Annotated in this window: 17 protein-coding genes; 12 read left to right on the top strand and 5 right to left on the bottom strand. The window is 65.1% G+C overall.

Translation table 11 applies throughout. From position 1 onward, the window contains the following. Window positions 1-9: 9 nt before the first annotated feature. Together ASD45_RS19830 and ASD45_RS19825 are read right to left on the bottom strand one after the other, a co-directional pair. Window positions 10-1626: an acyl-CoA synthetase gene (locus ASD45_RS19830; RefSeq protein WP_056913383.1), complete on the bottom strand. Its 1617-nt coding sequence runs from the start codon at window positions 1624-1626 to the stop codon at window positions 10-12. An 813-nt stretch (window positions 1627-2439) separates the two neighbouring features. Then, on the bottom strand, window positions 2440-3192 hold the full coding sequence (locus ASD45_RS19825; protein WP_056913382.1) for an MBL fold metallo-hydrolase: 753 nt from the start codon (window positions 3190-3192) through the stop codon (window positions 2440-2442). A 159-nt stretch (window positions 3193-3351) separates the two neighbouring features. Here ASD45_RS19825 and ASD45_RS19820 point away from each other — a divergent pair, with 159 nt between their 5' ends. Then, window positions 3352-3924 carry a TetR/AcrR family transcriptional regulator gene (locus ASD45_RS19820; protein ID WP_056913381.1) on the top strand — a complete coding sequence of 191 codons (573 nt, stop codon included), beginning with the start codon at window positions 3352-3354 and terminating at the stop codon, window positions 3922-3924. Between the two features lie 35 nt (window positions 3925-3959). Here the strand turns inward: ASD45_RS19820 and ASD45_RS19815 are convergent, their stop codons facing one another. Next, a complete protein-coding gene (locus ASD45_RS19815; protein ID WP_056913380.1) occupies window positions 3960-4430 on the bottom strand; it encodes an Rrf2 family transcriptional regulator in 471 nt (156 codons plus the stop codon). A gap of 98 nt (window positions 4431-4528) precedes the next feature. On the opposite strand from ASD45_RS19815, the gene ASD45_RS23620 reads away from it, so the two are divergent. After that, a complete protein-coding gene (locus tag ASD45_RS23620) occupies window positions 4529-4696 on the top strand; it encodes a hypothetical protein (RefSeq protein WP_156380988.1) in 168 nt (55 codons plus the stop codon). Beyond that, the gene (locus ASD45_RS19810; protein WP_056913379.1) at window positions 4693-5094 is read left to right on the top strand and encodes a group III truncated hemoglobin; all 402 of its coding nucleotides are present in this window, start codon (window positions 4693-4695) and stop codon (window positions 5092-5094) included. The genes ASD45_RS23620 and ASD45_RS19810 overlap by 4 nt, the downstream gene beginning before the upstream one ends. A gap of 19 nt (window positions 5095-5113) precedes the next feature. Here the strand turns inward: ASD45_RS19810 and ASD45_RS19805 are convergent, their stop codons facing one another. Then, window positions 5114-5635 carry a CAP domain-containing protein gene (locus tag ASD45_RS19805; RefSeq protein ID WP_056913378.1) on the bottom strand — a complete coding sequence of 174 codons (522 nt, stop codon included), beginning with the start codon at window positions 5633-5635 and terminating at the stop codon, window positions 5114-5116. A 195-nt stretch (window positions 5636-5830) separates the two neighbouring features. Here ASD45_RS19805 and ASD45_RS19800 point away from each other — a divergent pair, with 195 nt between their 5' ends. Next, the gene (locus tag ASD45_RS19800; protein WP_056913377.1) at window positions 5831-7273 is read left to right on the top strand and encodes a PAS-domain containing protein; all 1443 of its coding nucleotides are present in this window, start codon (window positions 5831-5833) and stop codon (window positions 7271-7273) included. 73 nt (window positions 7274-7346) lie between these two features. On the opposite strand, the gene ASD45_RS23190 is transcribed toward ASD45_RS19800, so the two are convergent. After that, a complete protein-coding gene (locus tag ASD45_RS23190; protein WP_082541054.1) occupies window positions 7347-8384 on the bottom strand; it encodes a L,D-transpeptidase in 1038 nt (345 codons plus the stop codon). Between the two features lie 275 nt (window positions 8385-8659). Between ASD45_RS23190 and ASD45_RS19790 the strand changes: the two genes are divergently transcribed. The 8 genes from ASD45_RS19790 (at window position 8660) to ASD45_RS19755 (ending at window position 20792) form a co-directional block, all read left to right on the top strand. Further along, on the top strand, window positions 8660-9883 hold the full coding sequence (locus ASD45_RS19790; protein WP_056913376.1) for a flavin-dependent oxidoreductase: 1224 nt from the start codon (window positions 8660-8662) through the stop codon (window positions 9881-9883). 219 nt (window positions 9884-10102) lie between these two features. After that, the gene (locus tag ASD45_RS19785) at window positions 10103-10657 is read left to right on the top strand and encodes an RNA polymerase sigma factor (protein ID WP_056913375.1); all 555 of its coding nucleotides are present in this window, start codon (window positions 10103-10105) and stop codon (window positions 10655-10657) included. Window positions 10658-10675: 18 nt separating this feature from the next. Beyond that, on the top strand, window positions 10676-11029 hold the full coding sequence (locus tag ASD45_RS19780; protein ID WP_056913374.1) for a hypothetical protein: 354 nt from the start codon (window positions 10676-10678) through the stop codon (window positions 11027-11029). 50 nt (window positions 11030-11079) lie between these two features. Beyond that, on the top strand, window positions 11080-11514 hold the full coding sequence (locus ASD45_RS19775; protein ID WP_162249468.1) for a periplasmic heavy metal sensor: 435 nt from the start codon (window positions 11080-11082) through the stop codon (window positions 11512-11514). Between the two features lie 116 nt (window positions 11515-11630). Beyond that, a complete protein-coding gene (locus ASD45_RS19770) occupies window positions 11631-13076 on the top strand; it encodes an efflux transporter outer membrane subunit (protein ID WP_056913372.1) in 1446 nt (481 codons plus the stop codon). Beyond that, complete coding sequence (locus tag ASD45_RS19765; RefSeq protein ID WP_082541052.1) at window positions 13066-14361, top strand: efflux RND transporter periplasmic adaptor subunit; 1296 nt, start codon at window positions 13066-13068, stop codon at window positions 14359-14361. Before ASD45_RS19770 ends, ASD45_RS19765 begins: the two co-directional genes overlap by 11 nt. Window positions 14362-14458: 97 nt before the next feature. After that, complete coding sequence (locus ASD45_RS19760; protein ID WP_082541051.1) at window positions 14459-17650, top strand: efflux RND transporter permease subunit; 3192 nt, start codon at window positions 14459-14461, stop codon at window positions 17648-17650. 4 nt (window positions 17651-17654) lie between these two features. After that, a complete protein-coding gene (locus tag ASD45_RS19755) occupies window positions 17655-20792 on the top strand; it encodes an efflux RND transporter permease subunit (RefSeq protein ID WP_082541050.1) in 3138 nt (1045 codons plus the stop codon).

Below are 20792 nucleotides of genomic sequence, written 5' to 3'. Positions count from 1 at the left end.
ATTGGGGGGCTATCCCCGCTCCCTGAGCATCCGCCGGATGACCTTGCCCGTCGTCGTCATCGGCATGTCGTCGATGAACGCCACCTCGCGCGGATACTCGTGGCCGGACAGCCGCGTCTTCACATAGGTCTGGATCTCTGACGCGAGCTGCTCAGACGGCGTGTACCCCTGCTTGAGCACGATGAACGCCTTGACGATCTCGGTGCGGATCGGATCCGGCTTGCCGACGGCGGCGGCGAGCGCCACCGCCGGATGCGCGATGAGGCAATCCTCGATCTCGCCGGGCCCGATGCGGAAGCCCGCCGAGGTGATGACGTCGTCGTCGCGGCCGACGAAGGTGACGTACCCTTCCTCGTCCATGACGCCCTGATCGCCGGTCGTCATCCAGTCGCCGATGAACTTGTCGCGCGTCGCTTCCGGCCGGCCCCAGTATTCCAGGAACATCACCGGATCGGGCCGCTTCACCGCGATTTGGCCGATCTCACCCGGCTTGAGCACACGGCCATCCGGCCCGACCACCGCCACGGCATGTCCCGGCACGGCCTTGCCGATGGCGCCGACCTTCAGCGCGCCGAGCTGCGCGCAGGAGCCAAGCACCAGATTGCATTCGGTCTGGCCATAGAATTCGTTGATGGTGAGATTGAGGGCGGAGCGGCCCCACTCCAGCGCCTCGAGGCCGAGCGATTCACCGCCCGAGCCCATGGCGCGCAGCTTGAGATCGAAGCGGCCGACGGGCGATGGCGCCGCGCGCATCATGCGCAGCGCCGTCGGCGGAATGAACGCCAGGCGGATGCCGACTTTTTGCATGAGGGCGAAAGCGTCGTCCGGATCGAACTTGTCGAACTTGCGCGCCACCACCGGCACGCCGTGATGCAGGCTGGGCAGCAACACATCGAGCAGCCCGCCGGCCCACGCCCAGTCGGCCGGCGTCCAGAACAGATCGCCGGGCTGGCCGAACGGATAATATGGCAGTTCGGCGCCGGGCAGATGGCCGAGCACGACGCGATGCCCGTGCAGCGCACCCTTCGGCTGACCGGTCGTGCCGGACGTGTACATGATGAGCCCGGGATCATCCGGCGCGGTGACTTCCGGCGTGAACGACGAGGACGCGCGCGACAACTGCGCATGGAAGTCGCCGACGCCGTCCGCTGCGCCGTCGATCGACAGCACGCAGGCAACGCCCGGCGTTTCGTGATGGATTTCGCCGAAGCGGGCGACACCGGCCGCATTGGTAATGAGCGCCTTCGATCCGGAATTCTGCAGCCGGTAAGACAACGCGTCGGGCCCGAACAGCACCGCGATCGGCAGCGCCACGGCGCCCAACTTGTAGATCGCGATGTGACAAGCCGCGACTTCCGGCGCCTGCGGCAGATACACGGCAACGCGGTCGCCGCGCTTGACGCCGTTGGCGCGCAGCACGTTGGCGAGACGGTTCGAGGTCTCGCGCAACCAGCCGAAGCTCATACGGTCTTCGCGGCCGTCGGGATGCACGTGCAGGATGGCGAGGCGACTCGGGTCCCGCTCCGCCCAGCGATCGCAGCAATAGACGCCGATGTTGTATTGCGCCGGGATGTCCCAGCGGAAGCGGCGGGTCAGTTCGTCGAAATTCGCGGCGTCCGGCAACATGCGGCGGCAGGCTAATCGGGTGAGAGCGTGAGGTCCACTTCTTATCCCTCCCCGCAAGAAGAGGGGGTGGCGCCGGGCGACAGCGCGCGACGGGGTGGGGAGCGACATTCGAGATGCGAACCCCACCCGGCTCGTTGACGCTCGCCAGCCTCCCCAAAGACGGGGAGAGATAAGAAGCAGGCGCGCGTCATCGCCCGCGTTATTTGCTCGGCCCCGGGCAGGCCGTCTTCCATCGTCGCCTTTCCTTTCGCTCCCTCGATAACGAGGGCGCGCGGAACGCCGGGGCCCGAACGACCCCGCAGCCCTGTGTACGATGTGAGTTTTGAGTACACAGGAGATAGCCACCACGAGATTGCCGGATCCCCGGCGTCCCGCGCGCGGTGTTTCTTAGGTTTGCTCGGCTCGGCCCCCGGTGGACTGTCATTTCAGGCGGCTCATCTTGGCGACCAGCCGCTTAACCACCGCTTTGGGGCCTCGATCTGTGTGCATGACCGTGACAGGTGGCTCACACAGATCGTCACGTGCCCCCTGCGAGCCACGAAGCGGGTGACTCGGGACCGAGCGGTTTGGACCGCCGGGGAGGGAAATTTGCGCCGCATCTCCGACGCCCCTTGCCCGGCCACCGCTCCCCGCCCCAGCGTCTGGAGACGCTGATCAGACACCCCTCGCTAGCAGGGGCGGGATAGATGGGAATATAGGGCTAGGGAGACAGAGGCGTCAATAGTCCTAGGAATATTTTTTGAGCGAAGGCGTCTTCTGACCCGTTCCCCTTGTGGGGAGGGTAAGAAGCAGATGAGAGAGCGCGAAGAAAGACTACGCCGCAGCGAACAGCTCCGCCGCGTGCACACTGCGCAGCGCGCGGCGGTCGTAGTCGTCGGCCAGCGCGCGCAACGCCGCCGCACCGTCGCCGGTGTAAGACGGCCCGTGCATCAGCGCGAGCGATCTCGGATCGAGCCGCGACAGGCCGCGAATGGTCGCGCCCATGCCGGGATTGAGACTCGAATATTTGAACACGTCCTCGGCGGCGATGGCCGGACCGACGATGTCGCGGTCGGTCGTGGCCCGGTCATTGCCGAGCTGAGTGAACAGGTCGCCGCACAGCAACGTGCCCGTGGTTTCCTCGAACAGCACGCCGGCGTCCCAGCCATGCGGCGTATGCGGCGTGTCGATATAGCGCACGCGCTTGCCGCCCAGATCGACGACCTCGCCGTCGGCCAGCATGCGCGGCGGCCGGTCCGCCATGTCGTTGAGCGACACCATGCAGCCGGTATGGCCGTGGGCAGCCTGGGCCCGCGGCGCCACCGCGAGCCATTCGTTCATCGCACCGCATTCGTCGGATTCATAATGGCCGTAGGCGATCCAGCGCAGTTCATGGGGCGGCATGAGGCGGCGCAGGGCCTGAAGGTTGAGGCCGAACATCTTGCGCAGCCCGGTGTGAAACATGAGCGGCTGGTCGCCCATCACGAGGAACTGGTTAAAGGTGAAGCCAGCCGGTGGGGCGATGTCAGGGACGAAGGTCGAGAGCCGGTAGATGCCATCGGCGATTTCGCTGATGTTCGTTTCCATAGAAAACTCCAATGTTTTCATAGGGTTGAATTTAGCGCGGCGGTTCCACAGGCCGATTGGACCTCGGCCTTAACTTCATGGTACACAATCGTGTATTGAAATATGAGGCGGGAGTCAATACATTGCACAATACAGTGCAATGAATTTTCGTGAGGCACGATGTCGAGACGCTACACGTTGGGAAAGCGAGCGGAGCAGCAGGCCGAAACGCGCCGCAAAATCGTCGAGGCGGCGGTCGACCTCCATACGCAAGTGGGCCCGGCGCGAACGACAATCAGCATGGTGGCCGAACGCGCCGGCGTGCAGCGACACACCTTCTATGCGCACTTTCCCGACGACCGGAGCTTGCTGCTGGCCTGCTCGGGGCTGGCCCTGGAGCGAGACCCGTTTCCGGAGGCGTCAGTCTGGCGCGGCATTGCCGATCGTCGCGAGCGGCTGCGGACCGGGCTCGATGCGATCTACGCCTATTACGAACGCAACGCGCAGCTCACCGCCAGCGTGTTGCGCGACGCCGAGGCCAGTCCCCTCGTGGGCGAGATCGTGGCGCTACGCATGGGGCCGTTATTCGCGGAGGCGCTTGTGGTTCTCGGCGACGGCATGAGCGAGCGCCAGCGGGCGCTGTTGCAAGTTGCCATCAGTTACTTCACCTGGCGCACACTGACGCGCGAAAGCGCGCTGACAAATGACGCGGCGACAGAGACGATGGCCAGCGCGGTGCTTGCCGCAGGCTGATCCAGTTCTTCCAACGCTTTGCAGTCCGCGCCCAGTCACCCGCGCGCCGAGGCCACCCCCGAACGAGATGCCACTTCGATCCCCAGCAATGCGCGCATTGGCGCGCGCGGCTTCACCAGATCGGCAAGTGAATATTCGTCAAGCACGGCAAGGAAGGCCGCGTTTGCCCGCGCCAGTGCGCCGCGCAGGCCGCAGCAAGGAGCGATGACGCAATCCTCCTCGATCGGCTTGAAGCACGGCACCAAGGCCATGTCCGGTTCGGTGAACCGCACGACGTCGCCGAGGTTGATGTCCTGCGCCGGCCGGGCCAGCCGCAGGCCGCCGCTGCGCCCGCGCACGGTTTCGATATAGCCGGCGACGCCGAGATTGTAGGCGACCTTCATCAGATGATTCCTGGAAATTCCGTAGCGCAGCGCCACGTCGGCGATGGTCGCCAGGCGCCCCTCGCCGACCGCCAAATACATCAGCAGGCGCAGCGCGAAATCAGAATGGACGGTCAGACGCATGGCGAGCCCTCATCGGTCTAAAAGATGTATTTTAAATATTGCTTTTCGGCAAGACCGCCCTAGAATGCGCCGAGCCTTTTCAACGACGGAGGACCTTCATGAGCAAGGTCGGTTCCAGTCTGGCGCGCCTATTCCTGATGCCCGGTGACATCGCGTGCGTGGCCATCGGCCTCGACCACGATGACAAACAGGAGTTGGTCCGAATGCTGATCAACTCGCTGGTGTGGATAATCGTCGGCATGGCGGTGGCCGTGGCGGTGATATGACGGACGTCAAATTTGCAGCCGTCACCGACGAGTCGATCGGGCGTTTGGTGGACGAGTTCTATACGAAGGTTCGCGCCGATCCCGCGCTCGGACCGGTTTTCATGCACGCGGTCCACGACTGGGACTCTCACCTGGCGACCCTGCGCGACTTCTGGTCCTCGGTGATGCTGACAACCGGTCGCTACAAGGGCAACCCGGTTGCCAAGCATCGGCAGGTCGAGGGCATCAGCCACGATCTGTTCGCGCGTTGGCTCGCCCTGTTCGACGAGACGGCCCGAGCGTTGTTCGAGCCGGCGCTGGCCGCCGTTTTCAACGCCAAGGCAGCGCGGATCGCCGAGAGCCTGCAGCTCGCGGTATTCTACCGGCCCGACCGCCCTTGGCCGCCGACCGCGGCGTGAAGCCGATTGCGCTCACTGCTTAGTTCCGGCGATCGTCCGGATCGGCGATGATCATCGCCCAGTAGACCTTGTATTTCGACTTCGGCGTATAAACCGCGGCGATGCCCATGCGCGTCGCGCCCTTGAGCAGCATGTTGGCGCGGTGCGGCGGCGAATCGCGCCAGCCGGAAAACGCTTCCGCCAGCGTGTGATAGCCGGCGCCGATATTTTCGGCCGCGGCCTTGGCGTCGTACCCCGCCGCCTTAAGCCTGACGTTGAACGGTTTGCCGACGGCATGGTCGAGCTTGTCGCGCTGCGCCATCACGGCGGCCTGGCCCTGCGCCATGCGCGTGAGTTCCGGATCGAGGGTGACGGCCGGCAAACCGTTATTGCCGCGATAGCCGGAAATCATCGATGCGGCGGCCGCCTCGTCGAGCTGGGCACCGGGCTGCGCCATGCTGCGATACATGCTCGGTTCCGCCTTGGGGGCGTAGTTCTCCCCGGCACAGCCGGCCAGTGCAAAAAGAGCAATGAGTGACGCGCACAAGCGGACCGAAACCATTGAGCAGTTCTTCCTTGAATTGATGCAGCGGGAAACTGACCTGCGACCATGGCCGAACGGTGGTGAGCGCATTCGGCGCCAAGCGTCAAAGACGGCGTAACAAGGAACCCGTTAACCTTCGCTTAACGATCTAACCCATCGCATTAACGGCAAAAAAACCGGTTGGTCTCTAGATTCGCGGCGAGCCGGGGATTCATGAACGAGACCGCATCTCGACAGCCGTCGTCGCAGCATGCCCTTCTGGTGGGCGGTGCTGGCGCTGTCGCGTTTTCCATCTGCTTCTTGGCCTTCGTGACGTTGCTGCCGCTCGAGGGCTCGCCTGCCGTCAACGCGGGCATTGCCGCGATCGTGGCGATGACGATCGTCCTGCTCGACCTGGCGAACCGCATGCGCCGACAGAGCGCGCATATGTCGCGCGCCTTGCGCGGAATTTCGCTTGGCCTCTGCGTGTTCGACGGCAACGAGCGCCTCGCTTATTGCAACAAGCGTTACGCCGACCTCTACCGGCTGCCGCCCGATCTTTGCCGGCCCGGCGCGACATTGAGCGACATCCTCGCCTACCGCGCGGCCAATGGCTCGTTCATGCACGATCCGAGCGAGTTCCGTCGCCAGTTGATCGAGGACATGCGCCAGCTCAAGGCGATGACGGCCGAGGTGAGAGCGCCCGACGGCCGGCTGCTGCAGATCAGCAACCAGGGGCTGCCCGGCGGCGGCTGGGTCGGCAGCCACGAAGACATCACCGCGCGGCGCGAAGCGGAGCGCGAACGCGAAGCCTTGCAGGTGCAATCGAAGCGCCGCGAAGCGATCGACGCCGCGATCGCAGCCTTCCGTGTTCACATCGACGAGCAGTTGCAGGCCGTCACCGAGAGCGCCCGGGCCATGCGCACCACGGCGACGACCTTGTCCGCCAACTCCGGCCGGACGTTGAGCGGCGCCGCGAGCGCGGTATCGACGTCACACGAGGCTGCGACCAGCGTCGAAACGGCGGCCATTGCCTCGGATGAACTGGCTTCCTCAATTGTCGAAATCGCGCGGCAACTGTCGGTGACCACCACCATCGTGCGGGGCGCCGTCGACGAAACCCGGGGCACCAATGCCCAAGTCGTCTCGCTCGCCGAAGCAGCGCAGAAGATCGGCGATGTCGTCAAACTCATTCGAACCATCGCCGAGCAGACCAACCTGCTGGCGCTCAATGCCACCATCGAAGCGGCGCGCGCCGGTGAGGCCGGCAAGGGCTTTGCCGTGGTCGCGTCCGAGGTGAAATCGCTCGCGGTACAGACCGCGCAGGCGACCGGCGATATCTCGACATTGATCGGCGCCGTTCAAAAGGCGATCAGCGGCGCCGCAGCCGCGATCAGCCGCATCGCCAACCGCATGCAGGACATCGATGGCAACGCCACCATCGTCGCCGCGGCGGTTGAAGAGCAAAGCGCGGCGACCTCGGAGATTTCACAGAACGTCGCCAGCGCGGCGACCGGCGCGCGCTCGATCGGCGCCACGCTCGATGAGGTCGCCGGCGCGGCGCAGGAAACCTCGGCCGCGGCCGAGAACGTCCTGGCCGCATCGCAAGAGGTCGAGGCGGCGGCCGGCGAACTGCGCGACGAGGTCGCGGATTTCCTCAAGCGCGTCGCGGCCTGATTCAACAGTCGGCTGAAAACAAAATGGCCGGGCGCTGGGCCCGACCATTATTAATTCGGTGTGTTCGGAGCGCTCAGCGCGCCGGCCCCGGGCCAGGCACGACCTGCGACGGCGGCGCCATCGGATTGGCGGGCGGCTGCGGGCCCTGCGCCACCGCATCGGGCGGCGGAGCCTTGCCCGGCAACACCACGACGCGGGTGCCAACCTGAACGCGGCTGAACAGATCCTCGACGTCTTCGTTGAGCATGCCGACGCAGCCGGACGACACGTAGTGGCCGATCGTCGAAGGCTGGTTGGTGCCGTGAATGCGGTACAGCGTCTTGCCGAGATACATCGCGCGCGCGCCGAGCGGATTGCCCGCGCCGCCGGCCATGAAACGCGGCAGGTAAGGCTGACGCTCGATCATCTCGGTCGGCGGATGCCAGTCCGGCCACTCCGCCATGCGGGTGATACGTTCGGTGCCGGTCCAGGTGAAACCTTCGCGGCCGACGCGGACGCCGTAGCGCAACGCCTTGCCGCCGCCGAGCACAAGATAGAGGTAGGTGTTGCTCGTATCGACGATGATGGTGCCTGCCGGCTCCTTCGTCGAATAGTCGACGAGCTGGCGCTTCAAATTCGGCGCCAGTTCTTTCGGCTGGCCCTGCTCGGGCTGATCGTCCGGCGGCAGCGCCATGACGGTTTCGTTCGGCACCGCGGCCGGCGCGGTCGACGAATTGCCGAGCGCCGCCGGCGGCCGGGCAACCGCCACGGAATTGGGGTCGGGCTGGACGGGAGCCTGATTGCCGAACTGATGACCGAACTGATTGCCGATCGGCGCGGGCGCGGGGCCATCGGAAGCCGGCGGCAGGCCGTTCGCCGAAGGCATATTCGACGGGGCCAGACCGGGCGGCGGCAGGCCTTCCGACTCGATTCGGCTCGAACCGCCCATGGACGGCTGAACCTGGGCCTGGCGAACTTCGCCCCGGGTGTCGTTGTCGCTGCGGAACAGGCCGAACAGGTCGGGAAGCGAGCTATTCTGCGTTGCAGCCGAAGATTGAGCGTGGGCAGCCGGCACCGCGAGAGCGAGGACCACCGGCAAAGACGTCAGAATTGGGCCGAGAGGACGAAACATCGATCACCTTTGAATGGGTCGGCCACCCCGCTGGCCGCCGATCCGCGCCCTGATTGCCCCGTGATCAAGGCACATTCAAGACCTGAATCGGCTTTCGTCGACCTCGGGCGTAACGGTTGCGTTATTGCCACGGTTGCCTGCCGGACGAGCACCGCCCCAGCCGAAGCGAGCACGTCGGCGGCAAAACCCGGGTTGACGCGGAGGAACCCGATTGGTTCTTTGGCGGCCGACAAACGGCTATTCCGCCCGCGGAATGGCAGGGAGAGTGAACGGCCATGAAGGTAGCGATCGTCGGCGGCGGCGTGTGCGGGCTCTCGCTCGCCCTGCACTTGAAAAAACGCGGCATTTCGGCCCGCGTCTATGAGCGCGTTCCCGAGATCAAGCCGCTCGGCGTCGGCATCACGCTGCTGCCGCACGCGATGCGCGAGTTCTCCGCGCTCGGCCTCGGCGAGGAACTGCTCGCCGCCGGCATCGAGAACCGCGAGAGCCGATTTTATAACCGCTTCGGCCAACTGATTTACCGCGAGGATCGTGGCAAATTCGCCGGCTATCCATTTCCGGAAGTCGGCATCCACCGCGGCAAGCTTCACCTCATTCTCTATAATGCGGTGTGCCGCGAATTAGGGGCGGACGCTGTCGTCACCGGTCATGAATGCGTCGGCGTCGACCAGGACGAAAACGGCGCCACGATCCGCTTCAAGGAACGCGAGCCGGTGCGGGCCGACGTCGTGGTCGCCTGCGAGGGCATCAATTCGCCGATCCGCAAGCAGTTCTATCCGGATGACAAGGTCGTCTTCACCGGCATCAATACCTGGCGCGGCGTGACCCGGCGCAAGCCGATCCTCGACGGCCGCACCTATATGCGCGTCGGCTCGATCAACACCGGCAAGATCGTGATTTATCCGATCGTCGACAATGTCGACGGCGAGGGCAATCAGCTCATCAACTGGATGGCCGAGATCAAGCGCGACGATGCGCGCGCGCAGAACGACTGGAACAAGCCCGGCAACCTGGCAGACTTTTTCCCGATCTACGAGAGCTGGCGCTTCGATTGGCTCGACGTCGCCCAGATGATCCGCGACGCCGATCAGATCCTCGAATATCCGATGGTCGACAAGGACCCCATTGCGCAATGGACGTTCGGCCGCGTCACGCTGGCGGGCGATGCCGCGCATCCGATGTACCCACGCGGTTCGAATGGCGGCGCCCAGGCCGTCATCGACGCCCGCACCCTGGCGGAATGCCTGGCCAATGCCACCACGGCGCCCGCGGCCCTCAAGGCCTACGAGGCGGCGCGCGCCGAACCGGCCGCTCAGGTGGTACGAACCAACCGGGCCCAGCCGCCCGATTTCATTAACATCAAGGTCGAGGAACTGGTCGGCGACCGCCCCTTCGACAACCTCGACGACTACATCAGCCAGAACGAACTGAAGGCCCTGTCCGACAGCTACAAGCGCGTCGCCGGCTTCGCGCTCGCGGATGTCGGCCGTCTGGGCTAAGCCGCCGACCGAAAAGCTTCGTAAATTCCGCTTGGTTGGCGCTGTCACGCCGAGTAATCTAGGCAAAACGACGCTAATTCAATAGCTTACGCTTGGCGTCGGCTAGCACCAGGATGCTCTTGCGGCCGCGGGGCAGCACAGGTTTTGGCACAGTCATGCGTTTATCGGATAGACCAACGACGATGATGTGGTGTTTCCGATGGCGGCCGCTGGCGCGACATGGACGATAGCAACGACGCCAGCGACCTGGCACTCATGGCTCGCGTCGCCCAAGGGGACGAGACGGCATTCCGAATCCTGTCACGCCGCCATGTCCCGGCCATGCTGGGGCTGGCGCGGCGGATCCTCGGCAACGCCGCAGACGCTGAAGACGTGGCGCAGGAAGCGATGCTTCGGGTCTGGACCCATGCACCACGCTGGCAGCCGCTGGCGGCGTTCCGGACCTGGCTTACGCGGATCGTGGTCAACTTGTGCCTCGACCGCAAACGGCGCGCGGCCTGGGTCGATCTCGACGAGGTCGGTGAAATTGCCGATCCGGCTCCTGATGCCGGCGAGGCGGTCGAACAAAACGAACGGGACGGCATGGTCCAGCGGGCGATCGGTCAACTGCCGGCTCGGCAACGGACTGCGATCGTGCTCACATACGGTGACGGCATGAGCAACGCCGAGGTCGCCGAAGTGATGGGGACGACCGTTTCAGCGGTCGAGACATTATTGGTACGCGCCAAGCAGAACCTGCGGCGCGTTCTCGGCGATACCGCCGAGGAAGCGTAATCGAGAGGGTCATGTGACATGACGAACAACCAGAGGCCTGATTTCCTCGATGCTGCGCTCAAGCGCGTGGCGGCCCCGCGAGAAGCGGACGATGCCGCGATTGCTCGTGTGCTCGGTCGCCTGCGGCCGCCTTTGCCGCGCCAGAAGGTGGCGTTCTGGCGGTGGCCCGCGGTGCTGCTCGACTGGCAGTTCACCCCGTCCTGGTCGCGCATGGCGGCGTTGGCCTGCAGCGCCTTGCTTGGCTTCTATATCGGCATTGCCGGCCTCGATCGATCGCTCGACCAGCTCGATCAGACGACGACGGTTGCCAGCAATGCGGACGGCGGCTTCTTCGTCTTCGATCCCGAACCGCTGTCCGGAGCACGTCCATGACCGCAGCGCATTTCACGCCGGTCGCGGCGCGATCGACGCCGCGTTGGCTGTTGCTCGGCTCGCTGGCGCTCAACCTGTTTTTCATCGGCATTGCCATCGCGATGGTCGTGCGCCATCCGGCGCCGCCGCGAAACTGGGAGCGCGACATTTTCGTCCGCACCGAGCGGCTGGCCGAAGGCCTGCCGAAGGCAGACCGGGACATTTTGCTGCGGCAGATGCAGGCCAATCGACCTGCTATCGAAAAGACGCAGCGCGAGTATCGCGCCGCGCAGGAAAGCATTCGCGACAACCTGCGCAAGGAACCGTTTGATATTACCGCCATGCGGTCGGCCATGAATGACACCCGCGTGGCCCGCCAGGCTTTCGACGTCGCCGTACAGAACGCATTCGCCAGCGCTGCCGAGCAGATGTCTCAGAATGGACGGACGGCGCTCGCGGATTGGCGGCATAATCGCCCCGCCGGTCGCCAGACCGACGATAAGTAATAGAGCCGGTTTTCAGAGCGCCTGTGTCCTTACTCGTGTTGAAAGTTCCATCTATGTATTGCGGTATTGCGAAGCCAAAGCGGGTCGGAACACAGTCGGCTGCGCGCCGCTTATCCATGATGCTTCTTGGAACGGGCCTGACACTGACTCTGGGCGGCTGTCTGCTCACCGACCAGCCGGAGCCCGGCCTCGATATTCCCGCCCGCTATACGCGGTCTTCGGCCAATCCGCAGATTGCTGAAGCAGCCCTGCCCAAGCTCGACTGGTGGCGCGGCTTTCGCTCGCGCGAATTGACCGAAATTGTCGAACAAGCGCGTGAGTCCAATCTCGACATTGCCGCCGCCATCTCCCGCGTCATCCAGGCGGACGCTAATTCGCGGGTCGCCGGCGCGGCGCTGCTGCCGGCGATCGACTTCAACGGCGACGCCGCGCGCAGCCAGGCGTCGAAAACCACCGGCCTCGGCAACGGCGCGGCCTTTGTCGACAACAGCGGCTTCAGGGTTTCGAACACGCTGACCGCCTCGCTGTCGGCAAGCTACGAGATCGACTTCTGGGGCAAGAACCGCGCGGCCCTGCGGGCGCTCGAGCAGACCGCCGTCGCCAGCCGGTTCGACCGTGAAGTCGTGACGCTGTCCACCATCGCGACCGCCGCGAATTCCTATTTCCAGGTGCTGGCAGCCCAGGACCGGCTGCGCGTTGCCCGCAGCAATCTGGCGGCGGCGGAGCGCGTCCTCAGCCTTATCCGCCAGCGCGTCAATGCCGGCACCGCCTCCGCACTCGAAGTGTCGCAGCAGGAGAGCCTGGTGGCCACGCAGCGCGCCGCCATTCCGCCGCTTGAACAAACCGTCGTGCAGTTCCGTAATGCGCTCGCGGTGCTGATGGCGCGCTCGCCCGAGCGGGTCAACGTCCGCGGCGGCTCGCTCAATTCGATCGCGGTGCCGCGCGTGACTCCTGGCCTGCCGTCCGAACTGCTGACGCAGCGTCCAGACATCCGCGAGGCGGAGGCGCAGCTCGCCGCCGCCAACGCCAATGTCTACAGCGCACGCGCCCAGCTTCTGCCGAGCATTACGCTCACCGGCGAAGGCGGCTATCAGAGTTCGGTGTTCAAGTTGCTGACACGGCCGGAGTCGGTGATTTTCAGTGCCGCCGGCGGTTTGACCCAGCCGATCTTCGAAGGTGGCCGTCTGCTCGGCAATGTCGACCTGCAGAAAGGCCGCCAGGACGAATTGCTGCAGAACTATCGCAAGTCGGTGATTTCCGGCTTCTCCGATGTCGAGACGGCACTCAGCGCGGTTCGCACCACAGCCCAGAGCGAGCAGTTGCAGCGCGCGGTGGTGACCGCCTCGCAGAGCGCCTTCGATATTGCGGAGCAGCGCCTGCGCGAGGGCACGATCGATCTCGTCACGGTGCTGCAGACGCAGCAGACCTTGTTTACGGCACAGGATTCGCTGGTGCAGGCGCGTCTTTCGCGCATGCAGGCCATCGTCAGTCTGTATCAGGCGCTCGGCGGCGGCTGGTCGCCCAAACCTCGGATAGCCGAAGTCACCACCAATGAACGTTAATATTCCACAGAAGGACTTGCACAAGGAGGTCGTCGCGTCGCCGAAGCGACCACGGTCGCTTTGGCCGCGCTATGGAATCTATCTGGTCGTGCTGATCGGCATCGCCGCGGCGCTTTATTATGCATTCGGCACGTCGGGGCAGCAGCAACAGCGGCGCGGCCGTTTCTTCGCCGGCGAGGGTCCGACGCCCGTGCTCGCGGCCAATGCGCAATTTTCCGACGTGCCCGTCTATCTCGATGCCGTCGGCACCGCGCGGGCGCTCAACACCGTCACCGTCCGTCCGCAGGTCGATGGCAAGCTGCTGAGCGTCAAGTTCCAGGAAGGCCAGGACGTCAAGAAGGGCGACGTGCTGGCGCAGATCGATCCGACCACCTTTCAAGCCACGCTCGACCAGGCGATCGCCAAGAAGGCACAGGACGAAGCGCTGCTCTCGAACGCCAAGAACGATCTAGCGCGTTACGAGCAGCTCGCCGCCACCAACGCCATCAACAAGCAGCAGGCCGACACGCAGCGTTCGCTGGTGGCGCAATATACGGCGCAGGTGCAATCGGACCAGGCATCCGTCGAGAGCGCGCAGGCGACGCTCGCCTATACGACGATCCGGGCGCCGCTCGACGGCCGCACCGGCATCCGGCAGGTCGACGAAGGCAACATCGTCCACGCTTCGGACTCCACCGGCATCGTCGTGATCACCCAGGTTAAGCCGATCGCGGTTCAGTTCAATATTCCTCAGCAGGACCTGCAGAGCGTCAACAACGCCTTCGCCAAGGCTCCGCTGGAAGTCGATGCGCAGCGCTCGGACACCGACGCCGTGATCGACAAGGGCAAACTGACCGTGGTCGACAACCAGGTCGATCCGACGACCGGCACGGTCAAGATGAAGGCCGAGTTTCCCAATACGTCTCTGCAATTGTGGCCCGGCCAGTTCGTCAATGTCCGGCTGCTGGTCGACACGCTCAAACACGTCGTGACGATCCCGACCGGCGCGGTGCAGCGCGGCCCGAACGGAACCTTCGTCTATGTGATCAAGGACGACGCCGTGACGATGCGGCCGATCGTGGTCCAGAAGCAGGACGAGACGCAGACGGTCGTGAAGAGCGGGCTGACGCCGCCGGAGCAAGTGGTGACCACCGGCTTCGCGCGTCTCACCGACGGCAGCAAGGTCAAAGTCAGCACGGGTGACGCGACGCCGGCACCGGCAACGAATGCGCCGCGTCAACGCGGCCAGCGACAGAACGGTGCAGCAGGGGCGAACGGGCAGCAGCGACCGAACCGGCAGCAATGACGCGGCCTTTCAGATCACATCTGGTCATTCCGGGGCGCGACGATGCCTCTGGATTCCGGGTTCGGCCCTGCGGGCCGCCCCGGAATGACGTGAAACAATGAGCGTCTCCTCACCCTTCATCCATCGGCCGATCGCCACTTCCCTGCTCGGTGTTGCGGTGATGCTCGCCGGCGCGCTCGGCTACTGGTGGCTTCCGGTGTCGGCGCTGCCGCAAGTCGATTTCCCGACCGTGCAGGTGACGACGCAACTGCCGGGCGCCAACCCCGACACCGTGGCGGCGCTGGTCACCGCTCCGCTAGAGCGAAGCTTCGGCCAGATTCCGTCGCTCCAGACGATGACGTCGTCGAGTTCGTTCGGCATCAGCCAGATCACGCTGCAGTTCGATCTCGACCGCGACATCGACGGCGCAGCTCAGGACGTGCAGTCGCAAATCAGCGCCGCGCGCTCGACGCTTCCCGCCAACCTGCCCTACCCGCCGGTCTACTCGAAGGTGAATCCGGCCGACACGCCGATCATCACGCTCGCCATCCGCTCGGACAATATCGCGTTGCGCGAGCTGTCGGACCTCGCCAACACCATCCTGGCGCCGCGGCTGTCGGAAGTGTCCGGCGTCGGCCGTGTCTCGGTGCAGGGCGGCATCAAGCCGGCGGTGCGCATCCAGGCCGATCTGTCGCGGCTCGCCGCCTATGGCATCGCGCTCGAAGATCTACGCTCGGCCATCGTGAGCGCCAATGTCGCAGGAGCCAAGGGCGCGCTCGACGGCGCGCAGCAATCCTACACCATCGCCGCCAACGATCAGCTCGCCAGCGCGCAGGCCTACCGCAACACGGTCGTCGCTTATCGCAACAGTGCGCCGGTCCTGCTGTCCGACATCGCCGACGTCATCGACGGCCTGGAGAACGACAAGGTCGGTGCCACCTATCACGGCAAGCCGGCCATCGTCATCGACGTCCAGCGCCAGCCCGGCGCCAATGTCATCGAGACTGTGCAGCGCGTCCGACAGGAACTGCCGCGCCTGCAGCGCACCTTGCCGGCGGGCGCCCAGCTCACCGTGGTCACCGACCGCACCGAGACGATCCGCTCCTCGATCCACGACGTGCAGTTCACCTTGGTGCTTTCGATCGCGCTGGTCGTGCTGGTCGTATTTGTGTTCCTGCGCACCATCCGCGCCACCATCATCGCCGGCGTGGCGCTGCCGCTGTCGCTGGTCGCCACCTTCGGCGTCATGTATTTCGCCGGCTTCTCGCTCGACAACCTGTCGCTGATGGCGCTGACCATCGGCACCGGCTTTGTCGTCGACGACGCCATCGTCATGATCGAGAACATCGTGCGGCACATCGAGGACGGCGAAAGTCCGCTCGAGGCCGCGCTCAAGGGCGCCAAGGAAATCGGCTTCACCGTCATTTCGCTGACCTTGTCGCTGATCGCGGTGTTCATCCCGCTGCTGTTCATGACCGGCCTGGTCGGCCGCATGTTCCGCGAATTCGCCCTGACGCTCACCATCGCGGTCGTCGCCTCGGCCATCGTTTCGCTGACGCTGACGCCGATGATGTGCGCCAAACTGCTCCGCCGCGAAGAGGAAGGGGCCGGCAACAGACTGACGCAGCGTTTCTCCGATTATACCGACCGCACCATCGAGGCCTATCGCAAGAGCCTGGAATGGGTGCTGCTCCGCCGCCGCGCCACCTTGCTGGTCACGTTCCTGACATTGGCGGCTACGCTGGCGCTCTACGTGGTGATGCCGAAGGGCTTCCTGCCGTTGCAGGACACCGGGCAGATCACCGCCGTGACCGAGGCCGGCACCGACGTCTCGTTCGATGAAATGACGCGGCGCCAGGCGCAGGTCGAAGCCATCATGCGCGCCGATCCCGACGTCGCCAGCGTCGCCTCGGTGATCGGCGTCTCGACCGTCAACGCGACGCCCAATGCCGGCCGGCTGACGATCAGCCTGAAGCCGCGCAGCGAGCGTTCGGATCTGGTGGCGGCCATCATCCAGCGCCTGAAAGGCAAGGTCGCCGATATTCCCGGCATGACCGTCTATTTCCAGGCGACGCAGGACATCCAGATTTCGACGCGGTCCAGCCGCGCCCAGTATCAATATACGTTGACCGGCAGCGACGCGGCGGAAGTGACGCAGTGGGCCGACAAGCTCGCGAACAATCTGCGCACCAATCCGGTGATGCGGGAAGTCGCTTCCGAAGCCCAGGAGGGCGGGCCGCGCATCATGGTCAACGTGGACCGTGAAAAGGCCGGCCGGCTCGGCGTGTCGATGCAGAGCGTCACCGACACGCTTTACGACGCCTTCGGCCAGCGCCAGATTTCGACGATCTACGGCCAGGCCAACCAGTATCGCGTCATCCTCGAAGCGCAGCCGCGCTATCAGCAGGACCCGAGCGCCCTGTCGAAGATCTACGTCACCGGCGCCACCACCTCGACCGGAACGACTTCGACCACCAGCAACACATCGACCAGCGTCACCAATACCAACACCTCGGCGACGCCGAACGCGGTGACCAGCTCCAACCAGGTGCCGCTCGCGGCCTTCGCGCGGTTCGAGCGCACCTCGGCGCCGCTGGCGATCGCGCATCAGGAGCAATTCCCTTCGGTGACCATCAGCTTCGACCTCGCGCCGGGTTATGCCCTGAGCGACGCAGTGCAGGTCATCAGCGCGGCGGAGCGCAATCTCGGCATGCCGTCATCGGTGTCCGGCAGCTATTCCGGCGACGCGGCCGAGTTCGCCAAATCGCTGGCCGGCGAGCCGTGGCTGATCCTCGCCGCCGTCATCGCGATCTACATCGTGCTCGGCGTGCTGTACGAGAGCTTCATCCACCCGCTGACGATTCTCTCGACCTTGCCGTCGGCCGGCGTCGGCGCTCTCTTGGCGCTGATGCTGTTCGGCTACGACCTCAGCGTGATCGCGCTGATCGGCATCGTGCTGCTGATGGGCATCGTGAAGAAGAACGCCATTCTGATGATCGACTTCGCGCTCGAGGCCGAGCGTGAGCAGGGCATGAGTCCGGAGCAGTCGATCGTGCAGGCAGCGATGCTGCGCTTCCGTCCGATCATGATGACGACCCTCGCCGCGCTGTTCGGCGCGCTGCCGCTGGCGCTGGAATCAGGCACCGGCTCGGAACTGCGCAATCCGCTCGGCATCACCATCGTGGGCGGCCTGCTGCTCAGCCAGTTGCTGACGTTGTACACGACGCCGGTCATCTATCTCTACATGGAGCAGTTGCGCGCTTATCTGTCGCCCGGCCGCCCGCGCCGCGCCGCGCAACCGGCGGAGTAACGCCATGAATTTTTCATGGCCCTTCATCCGGCGGCCTATCGGCACCACGCTCTTGGCGATCGGGCTCTTCCTTACCGGCGCCGTCGCCTACGACTTCCTGCCGGTCTCCAGCCTGCCCAGCGTGTCGTTCCCGACCATCAGCGTGTCCGCCTCCTATCCGGGCGCCGATCCGAACACCATGGCGGCAACCGTCGCCGCGCCGCTCGAGCGACGGCTGGGCGAAATCTCCGGGGTCACCGAACTTACCTCGACTAGTTCGCAAGGCTCGAGCCGCATCAACGTGCAGTTCGACCTGTCGCGTAACGCCGATTCCGCGGCGCGCGACGTGCAGGCGGCGATCAACGCCGCACTGAGCGACCTGCCCAGCGACCTGCCGTCAGTGCCGACGTTCCGCAAGGCCAATCCGGCCGCGGCGCCGATCCTCATTCTGGCGCTCACGTCCAAGAACCTGCCGGGCAGCGCCATCTACGACGCCGCCGACACCGTCGTCGCGCAACGGCTCAGTCAGGTCGAAGGCGTCGCCGAGGTCAGCGTCGCCGGTTCCGAACAGCCGGCCATCCGCGTCCGCGTCGATCCGGATCGCATCGCCGGCATGGGCGTGACGCTGGAGCAGATACGCAACGCCATCCGCAATTCCAATGCCCAGGGTCCGCTCGGCTCGTTCGACGGCCCGCAACGCTCGGTCACGGTCGGCATCAACGATCAGCTGCGTCAGGCGCCCGAATACGATTCGCTGGTGGTGAAGACCGTTGACGGCAATGTGGTTCGGCTGTCCGACGTCGCCAAGATAACGCCGAGCGTGCGCAACACCCGCTCCGCCGGCTGGTACAACCGCGACCCGTCGGTGCTGCTGATCATCACCAAGCAGGGCGACGCCAACGTCATCGACACCGTCGACCGCATCTACGCGCTGTTGCCGGAGCTCAAGCAGTGGATCCCGGCCGGCCTCGACATCCACGTCCTGACCGACCGCACCCAGACCATCCGCGCCAGCGTCGAGGACATGCAGCTCACCCTTGCCGCCTCGGCGGTGCTGGTGATGCTGGTGGTGTTCCTGTTTCTGCGCCGCGGCGCCGCGACCATCGCCGCCGGCGTCACCGTGCCGCTGTGCCTCGCCGGCACCTGCGGCGCGATGTGGCTCGCCGGCTTTTCCATCGACAACCTGTCGCTGATGGCGCTGGCGGTCTCGATCGGCTTCGTCGTGGACGATGCCATCGTCATGATCGAGAACATGTTCCGCTTCATGGAGCAGGGTCACCGGCCGCTCCGCGCGGCGATGATGGGCGCGCGGCAAATCTCGTTCACCGTGGTGTCGATCTCGGTGTCGCTGATCGCGGCCTTCATCCCGCTCCTTTTCATGGGCGGCATCGTCGGCCGGCTGTTCCGCGAATTTTCGGTGACGCTCGCCTTCTCCATCGCCGTCTCCACGGTGGTGTCGCTGTCGGTAACGCCGATGATCTGCGCCTATTTCGTGCGCAAACTGCCCGACAAGAGCGAGACCTGGCTGGACCGCCGCGTCGAGGGCGTGCTGTCGATCATGGTGCGGTTCTACGACCGTACGCTTCTGTTCGTGCTCGCTCATCGCGGCCTGACGCTGATCGTGTTCTTCGCCACCATCGTGCTGACGGTCGGCCTCTTCATCAAGACACCGAAGGGCTACTTCCCGCAGGACGATACCGGCCTCGTGTTCGGTGGCACCCAGGCTTCCACCGACATCTCCTATGACGCCATGGAGAAGCTGCAACTTCAGGCTCTGGATGTGGTGCTGGCCGATCCCGCCGTCGCCGGCGTCGGCTCCTCCGTTGGCGCTTCCGGTTTCAACGCCTCGGTCAATCGCGGCCGCCTGTTCATCAGTCTCAAACCGCTCGAGGAGCGCGGCAACATGCCGACCCAAGCGGTGATCACGCGGCTGCGCAACCGCATCAGCCAGATCCCAGGGCTGCGCGTCTTCCTCGTGCCGGCGCAGGATTTGCGCGCAGGTGCGCGTTCAAGCGACTCGTCCTATCAATTCACGCTGTGGAGCGCCGATATTGACGCGCTGCAGGCCTGGGTACCGAAGGTGGTGGACCGGGCCCAGAAGATTCCGGACCTCACCGACGTCACCACCGATCGCGAACAGGGCGGCCTGCAGGTCAACGTCAAGATCGATCGCGCCGCTGCCGCGCGTCTTGGCGTCAGCATTCAGGACATCGACAGCGCGCTGAATAACTCCTATTCGCAGCGCCAGGTCTCGACCATCTACACGCAGCGCAACCAGTATCGCGTGATCCTTGAAGTGGCGCCCCAGTTCCGGCGCGACCCCACCGATCTGTCGACGCTCTATGTGCCGGGCAACAACAACGCCCAGATCCCGCTGTCTGCGGTAGCGACCATCGAGCGCGGCATCGCCCCGCTGGTGGTGAACCACCAGGGCCAGTTTCCCTCGGTGACCATTACCTACAACATCAAGGAAGGCGTGCCGATCGCCGATGCCACCGCCGCGCTGACGCAAGCGGTCGCGGAGATGCACATGCCGGATTCGATCCGCACGGATTTTGCCGGCGACGTGAAGGCGTTCCGGCAAAGCGCCGGCGCGCAGCCATTGCTGCTGCTGTCGGCACTGATCGCCGTCTATATCGTGCTCGGCGTGCTGTACGAGAGCCTGGTGCACCCGCTGACGATCATATCGACGCTGCCCTCGGCCGGGCTCGGCGCGCTGCTGGCGCTGCAGGTGTCCGGCGCCGAGCTGACGGTGATTGCCTTCATCGGCATTGTCCTGCTGATCGGCATCGTCAAGAAGAACGGCATCATGATGGTGGATTTCGCGCTGGAGGGAGAGCGCGTGCGCGGTCTGCCGCCGGTGCAGGCGATCTACGAGGCGTGCCTCGCCCGCTTCCGCCCCATCCTGATGACGACGCTCGCGGCCATTCTCGGCGCGGTGCCCCTGATCGTCGCCAGCGGTCCGGGTTCGGAGCTGCGGCGCCCGCTCGGCATCACCATCATCGGCGGGCTGATCGTGTCGCAGATCCTGACGCTGTACACGACGCCGGTGATTTATCTCTGGCTCGACCGGCTGCATCACCGGCTCGGCGGCGGCATGCCGAGCTTCATCAAGCGCAGGCCGCGCGGACCGGAAGCGCCGAGCATTCAGCCGGCTGAATAG

This window comes from Pseudolabrys sp. Root1462, from assembly GCF_001426945.1.
Classification (GTDB): domain Bacteria; phylum Pseudomonadota; class Alphaproteobacteria; order Rhizobiales; family Xanthobacteraceae; genus Pseudolabrys.
The sequence above is the reverse complement of the archived record's forward strand: the minus strand, read 5'-3'. Positions and strand labels throughout refer to the sequence as shown.

What these genes read in the sequence shown, in the direction of transcription:
- ASD45_RS19830 (WP_056913383.1), bottom strand. Translation starts at nt 1,626, where the DNA reads ATGTTGCCGGACGCCGCGAATTTCGACGAACTGACCCGCCGCTTCCGC.
- ASD45_RS19825 (WP_056913382.1), bottom strand. Translation starts at nt 3,192, where the DNA reads ATGGAAACGAACATCAGCGAAATCGCCGATGGCATCTACCGGCTCTCG.
- ASD45_RS19820 (WP_056913381.1), top strand. Translation starts at nt 3,352, where the DNA reads ATGTCGAGACGCTACACGTTGGGAAAGCGAGCGGAGCAGCAGGCCGAA.
- ASD45_RS19815 (WP_056913380.1), bottom strand. Translation starts at nt 4,430, where the DNA reads ATGCGTCTGACCGTCCATTCTGATTTCGCGCTGCGCCTGCTGATGTAT.
- ASD45_RS23620 (WP_156380988.1), top strand. Translation starts at nt 4,529, where the DNA reads ATGAGCAAGGTCGGTTCCAGTCTGGCGCGCCTATTCCTGATGCCCGGT.
- ASD45_RS19810 (WP_056913379.1), top strand. Translation starts at nt 4,693, where the DNA reads ATGACGGACGTCAAATTTGCAGCCGTCACCGACGAGTCGATCGGGCGT.
- ASD45_RS19805 (WP_056913378.1), bottom strand. Translation starts at nt 5,635, where the DNA reads ATGGTTTCGGTCCGCTTGTGCGCGTCACTCATTGCTCTTTTTGCACTG.
- ASD45_RS19800 (WP_056913377.1), top strand. Translation starts at nt 5,831, where the DNA reads ATGAACGAGACCGCATCTCGACAGCCGTCGTCGCAGCATGCCCTTCTG.
- ASD45_RS23190 (WP_082541054.1), bottom strand. Translation starts at nt 8,384, where the DNA reads ATGTTTCGTCCTCTCGGCCCAATTCTGACGTCTTTGCCGGTGGTCCTC.
- ASD45_RS19790 (WP_056913376.1), top strand. Translation starts at nt 8,660, where the DNA reads ATGAAGGTAGCGATCGTCGGCGGCGGCGTGTGCGGGCTCTCGCTCGCC.
- ASD45_RS19785 (WP_056913375.1), top strand. Translation starts at nt 10,103, where the DNA reads ATGGACGATAGCAACGACGCCAGCGACCTGGCACTCATGGCTCGCGTC.
- ASD45_RS19780 (WP_056913374.1), top strand. Translation starts at nt 10,676, where the DNA reads ATGACGAACAACCAGAGGCCTGATTTCCTCGATGCTGCGCTCAAGCGC.
- ASD45_RS19770 (WP_056913372.1), top strand. Translation starts at nt 11,631, where the DNA reads ATGATGCTTCTTGGAACGGGCCTGACACTGACTCTGGGCGGCTGTCTG.
- ASD45_RS19765 (WP_082541052.1), top strand. Translation starts at nt 13,066, where the DNA reads ATGAACGTTAATATTCCACAGAAGGACTTGCACAAGGAGGTCGTCGCG.
- ASD45_RS19760 (WP_082541051.1), top strand. Translation starts at nt 14,459, where the DNA reads ATGAGCGTCTCCTCACCCTTCATCCATCGGCCGATCGCCACTTCCCTG.
- ASD45_RS19755 (WP_082541050.1), top strand. Translation starts at nt 17,655, where the DNA reads ATGAATTTTTCATGGCCCTTCATCCGGCGGCCTATCGGCACCACGCTC.